Origin of the sequence: Rhizobium sp. BK591 (assembly GCF_014195045.1) — a bacterium.
GTDB lineage: Bacteria > Pseudomonadota > Alphaproteobacteria > Rhizobiales > Rhizobiaceae > Rhizobium > Rhizobium anhuiense.
This window is the reverse complement of the sequence record NZ_JACIAZ010000001.1, coordinates 1,202,191-1,217,450: the sequence shown is the minus strand read 5'-3', so window position 1 is coordinate 1,217,450 and position 15,260 is coordinate 1,202,191. Positions and strand designations below refer to the sequence as shown.

12 protein-coding genes and 1 riboswitch are annotated in these 15,260 nt (G+C 61.9%); of the genes, 7 read left to right on the top strand and 5 right to left on the bottom strand.

All coding sequences use genetic code 11. From position 1 onward, the window contains the following. Window positions 1-220 precede the first annotated feature (220 nt). Window positions 221-2,533 carry an NADP-dependent malic enzyme gene (locus FHX10_RS05900; RefSeq protein ID WP_063474992.1) on the top strand — a complete coding sequence of 771 codons (2,313 nt, stop codon included), beginning with the start codon at window positions 221-223 and terminating at the stop codon, window positions 2,531-2,533. Window positions 2,534-2,599: 66 nt separating this feature from the next. On the opposite strand, the gene FHX10_RS05895 is transcribed toward FHX10_RS05900, so the two are convergent. Then, on the bottom strand, window positions 2,600-3,136 hold the full coding sequence (locus FHX10_RS05895) for a ribonuclease H (protein ID WP_132573280.1): 537 nt from the start codon (window positions 3,134-3,136) through the stop codon (window positions 2,600-2,602). A gap of 338 nt (window positions 3,137-3,474) precedes the next feature. Between FHX10_RS05895 and FHX10_RS05890 the strand changes: the two genes are divergently transcribed. After that, window positions 3,475-4,566, top strand: coding sequence for a DUF2865 domain-containing protein (locus tag FHX10_RS05890; RefSeq protein WP_184389145.1), 1,092 nt, complete (start codon window positions 3,475-3,477; stop codon window positions 4,564-4,566). Window positions 4,567-4,569: 3 nt separating this feature from the next. On the opposite strand, the gene bluB is transcribed toward FHX10_RS05890, so the two are convergent. Continuing rightward, the gene (gene bluB, locus FHX10_RS05885; protein ID WP_184389142.1) at window positions 4,570-5,259 is read right to left on the bottom strand and encodes a 5,6-dimethylbenzimidazole synthase; all 690 of its coding nucleotides are present in this window, start codon (window positions 5,257-5,259) and stop codon (window positions 4,570-4,572) included. A 40-nt stretch (window positions 5,260-5,299) separates the two neighbouring features. Further along, window positions 5,300-5,488: riboswitch (cobalamin riboswitch) on the bottom strand. Window positions 5,489-5,684: 196 nt separating this feature from the next. Here bluB and FHX10_RS05880 point away from each other — a divergent pair. From FHX10_RS05880 to FHX10_RS05865, 4 genes are all read left to right on the top strand, one after another. Then, complete coding sequence (locus FHX10_RS05880; protein ID WP_097543658.1) at window positions 5,685-7,088, top strand: DHA2 family efflux MFS transporter permease subunit; 1,404 nt, start codon at window positions 5,685-5,687, stop codon at window positions 7,086-7,088. A 231-nt stretch (window positions 7,089-7,319) separates the two neighbouring features. Next, window positions 7,320-9,194: a methyl-accepting chemotaxis protein gene (locus FHX10_RS05875; protein ID WP_097543659.1), complete on the top strand. Its 1,875-nt coding sequence runs from the start codon at window positions 7,320-7,322 to the stop codon at window positions 9,192-9,194. Between the two features lie 60 nt (window positions 9,195-9,254). Next, window positions 9,255-9,836: a hypothetical protein gene (locus tag FHX10_RS05870; RefSeq protein ID WP_028758678.1), complete on the top strand. Its 582-nt coding sequence runs from the start codon at window positions 9,255-9,257 to the stop codon at window positions 9,834-9,836. A 326-nt stretch (window positions 9,837-10,162) separates the two neighbouring features. After that, window positions 10,163-11,227, top strand: a complete 1,065-nt coding sequence (locus FHX10_RS05865; RefSeq protein WP_047610087.1) for a 3-deoxy-7-phosphoheptulonate synthase — start codon at window positions 10,163-10,165, stop codon at window positions 11,225-11,227. On the opposite strand, the gene FHX10_RS05860 is transcribed toward FHX10_RS05865, so the two are convergent. Next, complete coding sequence (locus FHX10_RS05860; protein ID WP_184389140.1) at window positions 11,224-12,051, bottom strand: PD40 domain-containing protein; 828 nt, start codon at window positions 12,049-12,051, stop codon at window positions 11,224-11,226. The two genes, FHX10_RS05865 and FHX10_RS05860, sit on opposite strands and share 4 nt — an antisense overlap. A gap of 62 nt (window positions 12,052-12,113) precedes the next feature. After that, the gene (locus FHX10_RS05855) at window positions 12,114-13,793 is read right to left on the bottom strand and encodes an NAD+ synthase (protein ID WP_063474997.1); all 1,680 of its coding nucleotides are present in this window, start codon (window positions 13,791-13,793) and stop codon (window positions 12,114-12,116) included. Between the two features lie 192 nt (window positions 13,794-13,985). On the opposite strand from FHX10_RS05855, the gene FHX10_RS05850 reads away from it, so the two are divergent. Beyond that, on the top strand, window positions 13,986-14,516 hold the full coding sequence (locus FHX10_RS05850) for a DUF1003 domain-containing protein (RefSeq protein ID WP_028758558.1): 531 nt from the start codon (window positions 13,986-13,988) through the stop codon (window positions 14,514-14,516). Window positions 14,517-14,538: 22 nt separating this feature from the next. Here the strand turns inward: FHX10_RS05850 and FHX10_RS05845 are convergent, their stop codons facing one another. Further along, entirely contained in the window at window positions 14,539-15,186 is a 648-nt protein-coding gene (locus FHX10_RS05845) for a VOC family protein (protein ID WP_063475202.1), read from the bottom strand. Window positions 15,187-15,260: the final 74 nt, after the last annotated feature.

Sequence of the window (15,260 nt, the reverse complement as noted above, 5' to 3'; positions counted from 1 at the left end):
TTCCTCCATGCGACCGGCGCCCCGCACCGTCGCGGCCGGCATCCTGCGCCTGTTGAGGTCGTCAAACAAGTTTTCCAAAAGGATTAGCTAACCAGGGCCGCCGCTTGGCCCCACGGCACGCTCATCACGAAAACTTTTCCCATCCCCCATTTCCATACTGTCGCCCGTATCCGATTGATGTATGGAGGGAACTCCCAAAAAGACGTGCACGGAGGCGGCAATGGATCACCCGGATAAATCCAAGACGGAAAAGAACCTGACGAGCGGCGATCTCGACGAACAGGCGCTTTTCTTCCACCGCTATCCCCGTCCGGGCAAGTTGGAGATCCAGGCGACCAAGCCACTCGGCAACCAGCGCGACCTGGCGCTCGCCTATTCGCCGGGTGTTGCCGCGCCCTGCCTCGCCATCCGCGACAATCCCGAAATGGCGGCCGAATACACCTCGCGCGCCAATCTCGTCGCCGTCATCTCCAACGGCACCGCCGTGCTCGGCCTCGGCAATATCGGCCCGCTCGCCTCCAAGCCGGTTATGGAGGGCAAGGCCGTACTCTTCAAGAAATTCGCCGGCATCGACGTCTTCGACATCGAGATCGACGCAGCAAGCGTCGAGCAGATGGTCTCGACCGTCTCCTCGCTGGAACCGACCTTCGGCGGCATCAACCTCGAAGATATCAAGGCACCGGAATGTTTCGAGGTCGAGCGGCGCCTGCGCGAGAAGATGAAGATCCCAGTCTTCCACGACGATCAGCACGGCACGGCGATCATCGTCGCCGCCGCGATTCTGAACGGGCTGGAACTCGCCGGCAAGAACATCGCCGACATCAAAATCGTCGCCTCCGGCGCGGGTGCTGCCGCCCTTGCCTGCCTCAACCTGCTTGTCATTCTCGGGGCGAAGCGCGAAAACATCTGGGTCCACGATCTCGAAGGCCTCGTCTACGAGGGCCGCACCGAGCTGATGGACGAATGGAAATCCGTCTATGCCCAGAAGAGCGACACGCGCACGCTGGCCGAAAATATCGGCGGCGCCGACGTCTTCCTCGGCCTGTCCGCCGCCGGCGTCCTGAAGCCGGAGCTGCTGGCGCAGATGGCCGACAAGCCGCTGATCATGGCGCTCGCCAACCCAACGCCGGAGATCATGCCGGATCTCGCCCGCGCCGCCCGCCCCGATGCGATGATCTGCACCGGCCGCTCGGATTTCGCCAACCAGGTCAACAACGTCCTCTGCTTCCCCTATATCTTCCGCGGCGCGCTCGATTGCGGCGCCGAGACGATCAATGAGGAAATGAAGATGGCGGCGGTGCGCGCCATCGCCGCGCTTGCCCGGGAAGAGCCGTCCGACGTCGCCGCCCGTGCTTATTCCGGTGAGACCCCGGTCTTCGGTCCGGATTACCTCATCCCCTCGCCCTTCGATCCGCGCCTCATCCTGCGCATCGCGCCTGCGGTCGCCAAGGCAGCAGAACAGAGCGGCGTGGCGCGTCGCCCGATCCAGGATTTCGACGCCTATCTCGACCAGCTGAACCGCTTCGTCTTCCGCTCCGGCTTCGTCATGAAGCCGATCTTCACCGCCGCCAAGGCTGCAGAGCGCAAGCGCGTCATCTTCTCCGAAGGCGAGGACGAACGCGTGCTGCGCGCCGCCCAGGTGCTGCTCGAGGAAGGCCTCGCCGAACCGATCCTGATCGGCCGCCCGCAGGTCATCGAGACGCGCCTCAAACGCTATGGCCTGCGCATCCGCCCGCTGCAGGATTTCGAGGTGATCAATCCGGAAGACGATCCGCGCTTCCGTGAATATGTCGATCTCTATTTCTCGCTCGTCGGCCGTCGCGGTGTCATTCCCGAAGCCGCCCGCACCATCGTGCGCACCAACACCACCGTCATCGGCGCGCTGGCGCTGCGGCGCGGTGAGGCCGATGCGCTGATCTGCGGCCTCGAAGGCCGTTACGAGAAGCATCTGCGCGACGTCCGCCTGATCATCGGCAAGCGCAAGGATGTCCGTGATTTCTCCGCACTCAGTCTGATGATCTCGCAGCGCGGCGCCACCTTCTTCACCGACACCTATGTCACCTTCAATCCGACCGCCGAGGAGGTTGCCGAGGCGACGGTGCTGGCGGCCGAGGAAATCCGCCGTTTCGGCATCACCCCGCGCGCCGCCCTCGTCTCGCACTCCAACTTCGGCTCGCGCGAATCCGAAAGCGCCACGAAGATGCGCAGCGCTCTGCAGCTCGTGCGCGACGCCGCTCCCGATCTCGAAGTCGACGGCGAGATGCATGGCGAAAGCGCCATCACCGAAGCGTTGCGCAAGCGCGTCATGCCGGACACGACCTTGCACGACGAAGCGAACCTCCTGGTCTTCCCGAACCTCGATGCCGCCAACATCACGCTTGGTGTCGTCAAGTCGATGACCGACGGCCTGCATGTCGGACCGATCCTGCTCGGCACGGCCCTGCCCGCACACATCCTTGCCCCTTCGGTCACCTCCCGCGGCGTCGTCAACATGGCGGCACTCGCCGTCGTCGAAGCATCGCAGCCGGCCTAAGCCGGCTCCTCATTTCGTCATGCTCAGGCTTGTCCTGGGCATCTGCAACCGGTTGATATGAAACAGCTATCGGGCGCCTTGTAACGAAAGGCGCCCTCTATCCGCAAGCGCATCCGCGCGTTCGTTGCCGGCGATGCCGAAATGGCCTTTGCACCAGGCAATTGCCACCAGACCGTTCTGGGACAGCTGAAGGTCAACCGCTTTCCAGAGTTCCGCATTGGCGATCGTTCGGCTTCGGCCATTGCCATTCGGGCTGCTTTTCTTCCAGCCATTGTTCTTCCAGATATGCCGCCGGCTGTTGCAGCCTTTGACGACGTAGACGGAATCCGACCAGATGGTCGCAGGTTCGCCTGTCGTTTGGCTATTGATCCATATTGCCGCGTTGAGGACGGCGGCCAATTCCATCGAATTATTGGCGGAATCTTCGACGCCGCCGAAGCCGGAGGCGATCTCCACGGCATCGCGATAAGCGACAAAAGCCCAGCCCCCATGCCCGGAGCCGGGTTCGTAGCAACCGTCAACGAAGAGGTGGAGGCCATGTTGGCCTTCCGATATTCCGACTGTTGTTGCAGGGAAGTGAAGCTTGTTGGAAATGCTCGTCATTTTCTCCGCTTTTTGCCTTCGCTGCGCCAGCGCAATTTGCGACTGCCTGCTCGCCCCGAAGCGGACATTCGAACTGTACCTCTGCGTTGTGTCAACCATTGACGATGGTGGCGGCAACAGCGCCAGCCCCGACCGAGAACTGTAGGGCAATGTGGATCATGGACAATGAATCTGCCCCGACCTCCCCTTACGGAAGATTACCCGCGTCTGCTGGATAAGATCGCGAAAATGCGCTAGGATTTTCTCCAAGCTCATTAAGAGAAACGCCTTAAGAGACAATGCGCGGCGATCGAGGCCGCAATCGACCGATCGACTTTTTGCTCACCCCGGACGACGCCGTGAAACCCCGAAAATTGTCTCTTGCCCTCCTCCTCGCCTTCGCAGCGCCCGCCGCCGCGCAGACGAGCGCTGTCTGCGAGGACCTGCGTGGCCGTCTCGCCGATCTGCCGCGATCGATCGGCAATAGCAACGGCCGGGAGGCGCGCCAATATGCCAGCGCCATGGCCGAGCAGAACCTCGAGCTGCGCAAGGTTCGCAACGAGCTGCGCAACAATGGCTGCACCTCGGGCAGCATGGTCGTGATCGGCGGCGAGAATGCCGATTATTGCGGTGAACTCTCGCAGTCCGAAGCCCGCATGATCGACAATATCCAATATCTCCAGGACCGCCGTAACGAGCTGGCCGGCCAGAGCGGCGATGATGGGACACGCCGTGAACTGATCGCCGCGCTCGATCTCAATGGCTGCAACAGCGAAAACTTCTATGCCCCGAGCGATCGCAACGCCGCCGACCCCGCCCCGAGCATCGAGGAGCAGGCGATGCGCACCGATACCTTCATTCCGCTCGGCGGCGGTGAAGAGGTCGATCCGCGCTACGGCCTGCCGCGGGCCGAAATGCTCTCGCCGGTCAGCACCATGTGCGTGCGCACCTGCGACGGCGGCTTCTTCCCGATCAGCTCGAACGCCACTTCGGTCGATTTCGGCCGCGACGCCCAGACGTGCGCCAAGATGTGCCCGGGTATCGAGACCGAGCTGTTCTATCGTGACGTGACGAGCACCGAAGCCTCGAACATGATCTCGGTCGCAACGGGCACGCCCTACAGCGCCATGAAAAACGCCTTTGCCTACAAGAACCGCACGCCGGGGGAAAAGTCCTCCTGCGCCTGCAATCTCACCGCCTACTACGATGAGATGCGCGGCAAGCAGCCGTCAAGCGAACCGCCGCAACAAGGTTCGATCACCACCATCCGCACCAATCCCACGGCGAAGGATGCTGCCGCAGCCCCACCGCAACCATCCGTCCCGGAGCGCCCCTACGATCCCGTGCAGAACAAGGTCCGCCAGGTCGGCCCGCAATTCCTTGCCGGTGATCAAGGCTCGATAGACCTCGCCAATCCGGCAACGCCGGGGCCGCAGCCTCAACAGCAGTGATTGCTACGGGTCGTTGCGTCCCCACCCGTCATGGAAGACGAGCTCTTGGAGCGGCAGACGCTGCCGCCAGCCTTTGACGGACAGTTCCGGCTCGTCATAAAGCCGATCGACGAAACCGGCACAGAGCCAAGCGACCACCTCGATATGCTCGGGTATGCCGAGAATGCTTTTCAGATCGCCTTCGCGAAAAATGCTGACCCAGCCGATGCCGACCCCTTCCGCCCGCGCCGCAAGCCAGAGATTCTGGATGGCGCAGACTGTGGAATAGCTATCCATCCTGGGATTGTGGGTGCGCCCCAGCACCACGCTGCCGCTGCGGGTGGGGTCGCAGGTCACGCCTATGCCGAGCGGTGCCTCGGTGATGCCTTCGAGCTTGAGGGAGCGGTATGCCTGCCGCCGCTCGCCGGTAAACATCAGCGCCGCCTCCTCATTGGCCTTCACAAAGGCGTCCTGGACGCGCGCCCGGACCGCGGCACTTTTCACCAGAATGAAATTCCACGGCTGCATGAAGCCGACGGAGGGCGCATGATGGGCGGCCGTCAGCAGCCGCTCCACGACATCGTCAGGCAAGGGATCGGGCAGGAACTGGCTGCGAACGTCGCGCCGCGTCTTGATCGCGTGATAGACGGCCTCGCGCTCGGCCAAGGAAAAACCGGACGCCGCCGAAAGGGCATCCTCATCAAAGGGTCGCATCGTCAAATCCCCAACAACGCAACCGCCCGCCGTCCGCGCGGATCGGTCAATCTTGCCAGGCCGGTCTTCTGACTCGGCGTCATCCGTCTGCCGCAGCCTTCCCGGCGAGAAGCCAGTGGCGAGATGAAGCGGCAAGCGTCGGCCTTACAGCGTTGGGCACGTTCCGGCCTTGCACCGGATTCCCGATTCTCCCGCGTTGATGGCGGGCACCTGACGGCGCATCTATTTCAGGAAAGCGCGGCGACGGCAAGCCGGCCCGAGGTCGCAGTCGGGAACCACGTTGAGCCACGCACCCTCCCGCGTCGGTTTGAAGCGGCTCGACAAGCTCCTTCATCCATAGTTTCTATGGCCTTATCACCACCGAAGGCGTATGGACGATACAGTCCCTCGCAGCATCCCGGTTGCCCGTGCCCCGCCTCACGCCCATGATCCTTGCGGTCGCCCTGTTCATGGAACAGATGGATTCGACCGTGATCGCCACCAGCCTGCCGGCGATCGCAGCCGATATCGGCACCTCGCCGATCGCGCTGAAGCTCGCCGTCACCAGCTATCTCGTGGCACTGGCGATCTTCATCCCGATCAGCGGCTGGATGTCCGATCGGTTCGGTGCGCGCAACATCTTCCGCATGGCGATCTTCGTCTTCATGATCGGCTCGGTCGCCTGCGCTTTCTCCAACTCGATCACGGCCTTCGTCATCTCACGGCTGGTCCAAGGCGCCGGCGGCTCGATGATGACGCCGGTCAGCCGCCTGCTTTTGGTCCGGGGAACGCCACGCCACGAACTCGTCGACGCCATGGCCTGGCTCACCATTCCCGCCTTGATCGGCCCGATCTTGGGGCCGCCGATCGGCGGTTTCCTCACCACCTATCTCACCTGGCACTGGATCTTCTGGATCAACGTCCCGATCGGCGTGCTCGGCATCATCCTCGTCACCCGTTTCCTGCCGGCGGTCGAGCCGCGCAGCCCGCGGCCGATGGATTTCCCGGGCTTCTTCCTCTGCGGCCTCGGTTTCTCCGGCTTCGTCTTCGGCGTCTCGGTGATCAGCCTGCCGGCCGTGCCCGTCATCTACGGTTATGTCACGGTTGCGATCGGCATCCTTTCCGGTCTCCTCTACCTCCTGCATGCCCGCCGCGCGCCCTATCCGCTTCTCGATCCGAAGATGTTCCGCTACCCGATGTTCCGGGCGGCGATCCTCGGCGCCTCGAATTTCCGCATGGGGCTCGGCGCGCTGCCCTTCCTGATGCCGCTGATGCTGCAGCTCGGCTTCGGCCTGACGCCGTTGCAGTCGGGCTCGGTCACCTTCGTCAGCGCACTCGGCTCCATGGGCTCGAAATTCGCCGCCTCGCGCACCTTCAATGCCTTCGGCTTCCGCACCGTCATATCAATCACCACCTTGCTGGCGGCGATCTTCCTCGGCATCAACGGCCTGTTCACCGCCGAAACCCCGCTGTTCCTGATCATGGCCTGCCTGCTGATCGGCGGCCTGTTCCGCTCCATGGCTTTCTCGGGCGTCAACGCCATGGCCTTCGGCGATGTCGACGCCGCCGACAGCAGCCAGGCAACCGCGATCAATGCCGTTGCCCAGCGTATCTCCATGGCAATGGGTGTGGCGATCGCCGGCGGCATCCTCGAAATTTCGAGCAGCTTCCATAGCGGCCGGCTGCTGGTCTCGGATTTCCACGTCGCCTTCTTCAGCGTCTCGGCGATTTCGGCGCTCGCCTGCATCACCTTCCTGCGCCTGCCGCGCGATGCCGGCGCGGAACTGACGACGCGCCGCCGCAAACACCGGCAGACGGAGCCTGAAGAGGCGATCGCGGAAAACAGCTGATCGCGGCAGATCACCAGCGGGCGTGATAGCGAAATCACACGCGTGTGCTCCGGCATCCCTTTCTACTTTATGATTTATTCACACATCAAATACACACTGCGTTTGCGCGTTTTGGGTCGCTATCAGGACATGGGCATGAGCGCTCGTGATGTGACCGTCAGCGTGGATGCCCGTATTGATACGCCGGTCGGGAACATGTCCGACTGAGTCGCAATTCTAGGCCCCCGCGGAATGTTCCAATTTTTGAAAACGATGCCTCTGACAGCCAAGCTGGCGGCGATTATCGTGGCCGTCAATCTGTGCGGCATTTCCGCCTTTGCTACCTACACATGGATGTACGAAACCCGAGCGCTGATCGACGGCGCCAAGGCGAACTGGTCCAAGGATGCGGAGCAGTTTGCCTCTCTGGCGGCGGGCGGCGTGAAATGGGGCAAGGCGAATGCCGTTCGAGAGGCTTATTCGCTCTACCGCGACGATCCCTCGCTCGATCTCGTGCAGTTTGCCGCATTCAATGCGGAGGCTGTCGCCGTCGACACCTGGACACGCGACGGCATCAACGGTCTGCCCGCAGCGGCCGATCTGGCGAAGGGCCTGAGTGCAAAGCCGGAAAAGACGACCATCAATGACGGCGGGTTATCTGCCGGCGTGGTGACGATCACCGCACCCCTCCCGCTGGATAAGTCAGGCAAGGTCACCGGTTATATCGTCACCAACTGGTCCGTCGAAAAAATCGCTTCTGAAGTCAAGCAGAAGGTTCTCGTTTCGCTGCTCACGCAGTCCGCGATCACCGCCTTGGCCGTCATCGCCTTCCTTCTTGCCATGCGCAGCCTCGTTGGCCGGCCCATCCGGATCATCAGCGAACGGATCAGCGCCTTGCAGAAAGGCGACCTGGCCTCTCCCGTCACCTACAAGGAAAATGGCGACGAGATCGGCTTCCTGGCGCGTGCGTTGGAAGTTTTCCGCCACGAGGCGATTGCGAAGGTCGAAAGGGAGCAGGCCGCTGCCGAGCAGAGCGCTTCGCTCGATGCCGAACGGGCGCGCAACGCATTGTTCACGGAAGAGGCCAGCAACACGCAGCGGCTGGTCATGACCGCTCTCGCAAATGCATTGGAAAAGCTCGCCGCAGGCGACTTCTCCGTACACCTGGCCGATCTCGGTCCGGAATTCGATAAGTTGCGGCAGGATTTCAACAACATGGTCGAGGCCGTCGCCGCCGCACTGACGGAGATCAAGGCCGCCTCCGTGGCGGTTGAAGGCGGCTCGAGCGAGCTTGCCTCCTCCGCAGATCAACTCGCCAAGCGGACCGAGCAACAGGCGGCATCATTGGAACAGACCGCTGCCGCATTGGATGAGATGACCACCACCGTCCGAACATCGTCGCAGCGCGCCGAAAATACCGGGAAGCTGGTCGAGGAGACGAAGCGCAGCGCTCACGTCTCGGCGACGGTGGTGCGTGATGCCATCGGCGCGATGGACCGTATTCAGACCTCGTCGAGCCAGATCGGCCGCATTATCGGCGTCATCGACGAAATCGCCTTCCAGACGAACCTGCTGGCGCTGAACGCCGGCGTCGAGGCGGCGCGTGCGGGCGAAGCCGGCAAGGGTTTTGCGGTTGTCGCGCAGGAGGTGCGTGAACTCGCCCAGCGGTCGGCAAATGCCGCCAAAGAAATCAAGAACCTGATCAATGTGTCCGGCCAAGAGGTTGCCGCAGGCGTCGGGCTGGTGAACGAAACCGGCGACGCTCTCCTGAAGATCGAGGAGCAGATCAACCGCATCAGCGACAGTATCGCCTCCATCGTCCAGTCCTATCGCGAACAGGCGACCGGTCTGCAGGAAATCAATGGCGCGATCAACCAGATGGATCAGGCGACGCAACAAAACGCAGCAATGGTCGAGGAAACCAATGCGGCCTGCCAGGAACTGCTGTCGCAGGGACGCCAACTGCAGGACTCGGCCGGCAGATTCGTCGTCGGCGCGGCCGCGGCCAGCCAGACCAAACCCGTTCAACCCGCCCGCCAATCTCGTCCCGAACCCCGAGCCTACGTGCAGCGTCATGCAGGCAATGCCGCCGTTGCCGCCGCTCCCGGTGCCTGGGAAGAGTTCTGACGCCGCCTTCGTCCGATAAGCCTTAGTTCTCAGCAACCTATAATCAGGAAGGAAACAGTTATGAAGAAACTCGTGCCCGCATTTCTTTTGGCCTGCACCGCATTTGCCGTGCCCATGGACGTATCCATGGCTGAGGATGCGAAGCTTGCCCCGATCTTCGACTACGTGAAGAGCGACGTAACGCCCTGGCTGAACGACCCCGCGATCATCGAGGCTGTCAAGGCGCAGGACGCCGCCAACGCCAACCTGAGTGCAGCCGATATCGACGCCCTCGACAAGAAGTGGCGCGCCGAAGTCGATGGTTCCGACCACTCGATGATCGACGGCGTGCTCAACAATGCGCTGTCGAAATTCCTTCAGGCGAAGAAGGAGGCCTCCGGCGGCAAGATCACCGAGATCTTCGTCATGGATGCAAAGGGCCTGAATGTCGGCCAGAGCGACGTCACGTCAGATTACTGGCAGGGCGACGAAGGCAAGTTCCAGAAGTCCTTCGGCGCCGGCAAGGATGCCGTCTTCGTCGATGAGATCGAAAAGGATGAATCGACCCAGACGCTGCAGTCGCAGGCAAGCGTGACGATTTCAGACGACAAGGGAACACCGATCGGCGCCATCACCGTCGGCGTGAACGTCGACGCCCTCTAATCTCAAAGACCCAGCACGCCGCACGAGTGAGATCGAGTGCGGCGTGCTGCCTGCCTCCCGTGCGTGTCGCTCCCGCAAGACCAGTTGCTCTCCCAAGGAACGCAGGTTTTAGGCAGAAAAATCTACGTGACAACGCGCGGCCTTGGCGCTAAACACGCCGCATGTCGATCACGTCAATCAACGCCTCGCGATTTTATTGGTACCGCTACTCACAGCGGATGCGGGTCTATGCGTAACTGAATTCGACGCGACGACAACCCGAACAGCCGCTAGTCTACCTGGCGGCTTTTTTGTTCCGCACGGTATGACCAAACAGGAGCCATACCGTGTCTGATGCCATTGATGATCTTCGTATCCTCGAGATCACGCCCCTCACCAAACCCGCCGATATCCTCGCGGAAATTCACCGCGATGCTGCCGTCACCGACACCGTGACCAGCAACCGTGATGCCATCCACAAGATTCTCCGGGGCGAGGATGATCGCCTGATCGCCGTCATCGGCCCCTGCTCCATCCATGACCCGGTTGCCGCCAGGGAGTACGCCGCGCGGCTGGAGGAACAGCGGCGGCGCTTTGCCGGTGATCTCGAGATCGTCATGCGCGTCTATTTCGAAAAGCCCCGTACGACCGTCGGCTGGAAGGGTCTGATAAACGACCCGCACCTCGACGGCAGCTACCGCATCGAGGAAGGGTTGAGGATTGCGCGACGCCTGCTGCTCGATATCAATGCCATGGGTCTTCCGGCCGGCGTCGAATTCCTCGACACGATTACGCCGCAATACATCGCCGACCTCGTCAGCTGGGGCGCGATCGGCGCGCGCACGACCGAAAGCCAGATCCACCGGCAGCTTGCCTCCGGCCTCTCCTGCCCGATCGGCTTCAAGAACGGCACCGACGGCGGAGCGCGCGTGGCGCTCGACGCGATCCTCGCCGCCTCGCAACCGCACCACTTCCCGGCCGTGACGAAGGACGGACAGGCAGCGATCGCTTCTACGACGGGCAATGAGGACTGCCACATCATCCTGCGCGGCGGCAAGCGGCCCAACTATGAGGCGGCCGACGTCGAAGCTGTCACCGCCGAAGCCGTCAAGCTCGGCGTGGCCCCGCGCATCCTCATCGATGCCAGCCATGCCAACAGCAGCAAGGATCCGATGAACCAGCCGCGCGTCGTCAAATCCGTCGCCGCACAGATCGCTGCCGGAAACCGCCACATCAAGGGCATGATGATCGAAAGCAACCTCGTCGCAGGCCGCCAGGATCTCGTGCCCGGCAAGCCGCTGGTCTACGGTCAGTCGATCACCGATGGCTGCATCGATTGGGATATGTCGGTCGCGGTGCTCGAAGACCTGGCGAAATCGGCACGCGATCGTCGCAAGGCAGCGGCGGCCTAACCCGCCGGAAAGTACCGGACATAGGCGAATTCCTCGCCATCAGGAGACCAGCAGGGCACGTTGATCGTGCCCTGCCCGCCGAAAAGCTCGAACAACGTCTTCAGATTGCCGCCATCCATGTCCATCAGCCGCAGCCGCACATCGAGATCGTGCGGATGGTCGAACACCGAAGGGTCGTAGGACAGGATCAGCACCTTGTCGTTCTTAGGCGACGGATGGGCGAACCAGTTACCCTGATTGTCCGATGTCACCTGGTGGAGACCCGTGCCATCGGGATGGATGCGCCAGATCTGCATCAGCCCGGTACGGCTGGAATTGAAATAGATCCATTGCCCATCGGCCGAATAGTCCGGTCCGTCGTTGCGGCCCTCGCCATGCGTCAACCGCGTCTCGGCGCCACCGTCGACGGAAATCGTGTAGATATCGAAGACGTCGTCGCGGATGCCGCAATAGGCAAGCTGACGACCATCCGGCGACCAGCCGTGCCAGTAGGATGGCAGATTTTGCGTGACGAGCCGCGGCGTGCCGCCTTCGATCGGCAGGATGTAGATCGCCGATTTGCCGAATTCGGTCTTGTCGGAGATGACGATCTCAGTGCCGCCGGGCGAAATGCCATGATCATTGTTGCAGTTGACGGCAAAGCCGGTATCGACCTTGGTGACTTCGCCGCCATCGAGCGGCAGCCGGTAAAGCAGTCCGTCGCCGTTCAGCAGCAGGTAGGAACCGTCGGGCGAGAAGTTCGGCGCCTCCACCAGTCTGTCCGTCTGCCAGACCTCACGGGCCCTGCCGGTCCTGACATTGTAGATCTCAACCGAGCTGCGCATGTTTCCTCCCGAAAAACGTGATGACGTCAGCAATCTCGATTGCGCCAGCGATCCCGATTGCGTCAGCGGTCCCTGAAACGATTGGTGATGGGATAGCGCCGGTCGCGGCCGAAATTCTTCTTGGTGATCTTGACGCCCGGCGCCGACTGCCGGCGCTTGTATTCGGCGAGATAGAGCAAGTGCTCGACCCGATGAACGGTCGCCACGTCATGGCCGCGCGCGACGATCTCTTCGACCGCCATCTCCTTCTCCACTAGGCATTCGAGAATATCGTCGAGCACGGGATAGGGAGGCAGCGAATCCTGGTCTTTCTGGTCGGGACGCAGTTCGGCCGACGGCGCCTTGTCGATGATATTCTGCGGGATCACCTCGCCCGACGGCCCCAGCGCACCAGGCGGCACGTTTTCGTTGCGCCAGCGGGAAAGCGCATAGACCTGCATCTTGTAGAGGTCCTTGATCGGGTTGAAGCCGCCGTTCATGTCACCGTAGAGTGTCGCATAGCCGACCGACATTTCCGACTTATTACCAGTCGTCACCACCATCGAGCCGAATTTGTTGGAGATCGCCATCAGGATGACGCCGCGCGCCCGGCTCTGCAGGTTCTCTTCGGTGATGCCGCTATCCGTGCCTTCGAAAAGGCTGGCGAGCGCGCTGCTGAAACCCGTCACCGGCTGTTCGATCGGCACGATATCGTAGCGGCACCCGAGCGCCCTGGCGCAGTCGGCCGCATCCTTCAACGAATCCTCGGAGGTGTAGCGGTAGGGCAGCATGACGGTGCGCACCCGCTCCTCGCCGAGCGCATCGACGGCAATCGCCGCACAGATCGCCGAATCGATGCCGCCGGAAAGGCCGAGCACCACAGTTTTAAAGCCGTTCTTGTTGACGTAGTCGCGAAACCCGAGCAGGCAGGCGCGGTAATCGGCCTCCTCGCGCTCGGGAATGTGCGCCATTGGCCCTTCGGCGCAATGCCAGCCGCCATCGCCACGCTTCCATGTCGTCACCGCCAGCGCGGTTTCGAACTGGCTCATCTGGAAGGCGAGCGACTTGTCGGCATTGAAGCCGAAACTCGCACCGTCGAAGACGAGTTCGTCCTGGCCGCCGAGCTGGGCGGCATAGATCAGCGGCAGGCCGGTCTCGATCACCTGCTTCAGCACCACCTGATGGCGGATATCCACCTTGCCGCGATAATAGGGCGAACCGTTCGGCGACAGCAGGATCTCTGCCCCGCTTTCGGCCAGCGTCTCGCAGACGCCGAGATCGCCCCAGATATCCTCGCAGATTGGAATGCCGATGCGCACGCCGCGGAAATTCACCGGACCCGGCATGGCGCCCTGGTCGAACACGCGTTTCTCGTCGAACTCGCCGTAATTCGGCAGGTCGATCTTGTCGCGCACCGCAATCACCTTGCCGCCGTCGAGCACGGCGACTGAATTGTAACGCCCGGTCTCGTCCTGCCGGGGAAAGCCGATGAGGACGCCCGGCCCGCCATCGGCGGTATCGGCCGCCAGGCTCTCGACCGCTTTCCAGCAGGCGCGGATGAAGGCGGGCTTCAGCACCAAATCTTCAGGCGGGTAGCCGGAGATGAAAAGCTCGGTCAGGACGAGCAGATGCGCACCCTCCCTGCCCGCATCGGCGCGCGCCTCACGCGCTTTGGCGAGATTGGCTGCGACGTCGCCGACCGTTGGATTGAGCTGGCCGATGGCGATGCGGAAGATATCAGAAAGAGCGTTTTCCTGTGTCATGTCATTTATTTAGCCTGCACCTTTCACGACCGCAACACGTTCGGGCCGAAAGCGGCACCTCGCGACGACGAAATTTTTATGAACGGATCACGCGTGGCTCCGCGCGGCACCGATACGCATTGCAATTTGCCTCCGGAGCGGAATACTGGCGCCGAAAGCGACCGCATCGATAACCGGCATCGGAAACAGGCAATGTCTAATCTTTCGAATTTCGTGCACCATCATTTCGACAAACCGGCCGATGAACTCGGCGATATCGAAAAGCGCGTGCTGGCGAAAACGCACGCGCGCAAGATCATCTCGACCGACGTCAATGCCGCTCTATCCGCCGAGTCATCCTTCGGCGAGCGTATCGCCGATGGCATTGCCCGCGTCGGCGGCTCGTGGTCCTTCATACTCGCCTTCCTCGCCTTTCTCGCCGTCTGGACACTGTTGAACACCATCGGTCTGGTGGCGAATCCCTTCGACCCATACCCCTTCATTTTTCTGAATCTGATCCTGTCGATGATCGCCGCCATCCAGGCGCCGATCATCATGATGTCGCAGAACCGGCAGGCCGAGCGCGACCGCTTCGAGGCCGCCAAGGATTATGAGGTCAATCTCAAGGCCGAGCTCGAAGTGCTCTCCCTGCACCAGAAGATCGATATGAGCGTGCTGACCGAGCTGACGGCGCTGCGCGAGGATGTGGCCCGCCTCAGCGCCGAACTTTCCGCCAGAAGCTGAGGCAGCGCTTATTGCGCAATGATCAGCCGCCCGGACCGGCAAACAGGATGAGATTTCCGTCCGGATCCAGCACGATGAAGTTTCTGGCGCCCCACGGCTCCTTCCTGAGGGGCTGATGGAAGGATACGCCTGCGGCCTGGAAATCCAGGAACAGGCGCTTGATCTCGTCTGATGTACCGACGGTGATCGAGGCTGAAAGCAGATGCTCCCGTTGCCTGATATCGCCGACGAACACGGGCTCGCATACCAGCCTCAGAGCGAGTTGAGCATTGTCGCGGATGACCTGTCCGTAAAACGGCGGGTCGCCATAGACGAAGTCGACCCTGAAGCCGAGTTTGCCGGTGAAGAATTCGCACGACGCTTTGATATCGGTGACGAACAACTGCGCGGATAGCGAACTCAGGATGGCTTGTGGTGCTGGCTGTTCTTTCGGATCTGTCATGGCTGCGGCTCCTGTCTTGAGCGCCTGCCATCCCTCGAAACCCATTTGACGTGCGATCAGGTCCTGCGCGTCGCTAAGCTTGAAGCGCGCCTCCAGCACCTGGCTGTCATCGAGATGACGGAAGCGCGGCAACGCAGCTCTGATCTCGGCTGCAACAGGATAGTATCTTTCGCTGTGCCATCGCAAATACTGCTTGGCCTGCTTTTTGAGGTTTTCGAGATTCGGCATGGGCGCAACTGTTGATACATTGTAGGCGGGCATTGCCCTTTCGACATTCGACGAAGCGCCCTACGCAGCACGGT

Bases quoted from the DNA above. Each gene is read 5' to 3' on its own strand.
- FHX10_RS05900 (WP_063474992.1), top strand. From the start codon at position 221: ATGGATCACCCGGATAAATCCAAGACGGAAAAGAACCTGACGAGCGGC.
- FHX10_RS05895 (WP_132573280.1), bottom strand. From the start codon at position 3,136: ATGACGAGCATTTCCAACAAGCTTCACTTCCCTGCAACAACAGTCGGA.
- bluB (WP_184389142.1), bottom strand. From the start codon at position 5,259: ATGCGACCCTTTGATGAGGATGCCCTTTCGGCGGCGTCCGGTTTTTCC.
- FHX10_RS05880 (WP_097543658.1), top strand. From the start codon at position 5,685: ATGATCCTTGCGGTCGCCCTGTTCATGGAACAGATGGATTCGACCGTG.
- FHX10_RS05875 (WP_097543659.1), top strand. From the start codon at position 7,320: ATGTTCCAATTTTTGAAAACGATGCCTCTGACAGCCAAGCTGGCGGCG.
- FHX10_RS05870 (WP_028758678.1), top strand. From the start codon at position 9,255: ATGAAGAAACTCGTGCCCGCATTTCTTTTGGCCTGCACCGCATTTGCC.
- FHX10_RS05860 (WP_184389140.1), bottom strand. From the start codon at position 12,051: ATGCGCAGCTCGGTTGAGATCTACAATGTCAGGACCGGCAGGGCCCGT.
- FHX10_RS05855 (WP_063474997.1), bottom strand. From the start codon at position 13,793: ATGACACAGGAAAACGCTCTTTCTGATATCTTCCGCATCGCCATCGGC.
- FHX10_RS05850 (WP_028758558.1), top strand. From the start codon at position 13,986: ATGTCTAATCTTTCGAATTTCGTGCACCATCATTTCGACAAACCGGCC.
- FHX10_RS05845 (WP_063475202.1), bottom strand. From the start codon at position 15,186: ATGCCGAATCTCGAAAACCTCAAAAAGCAGGCCAAGCAGTATTTGCGA.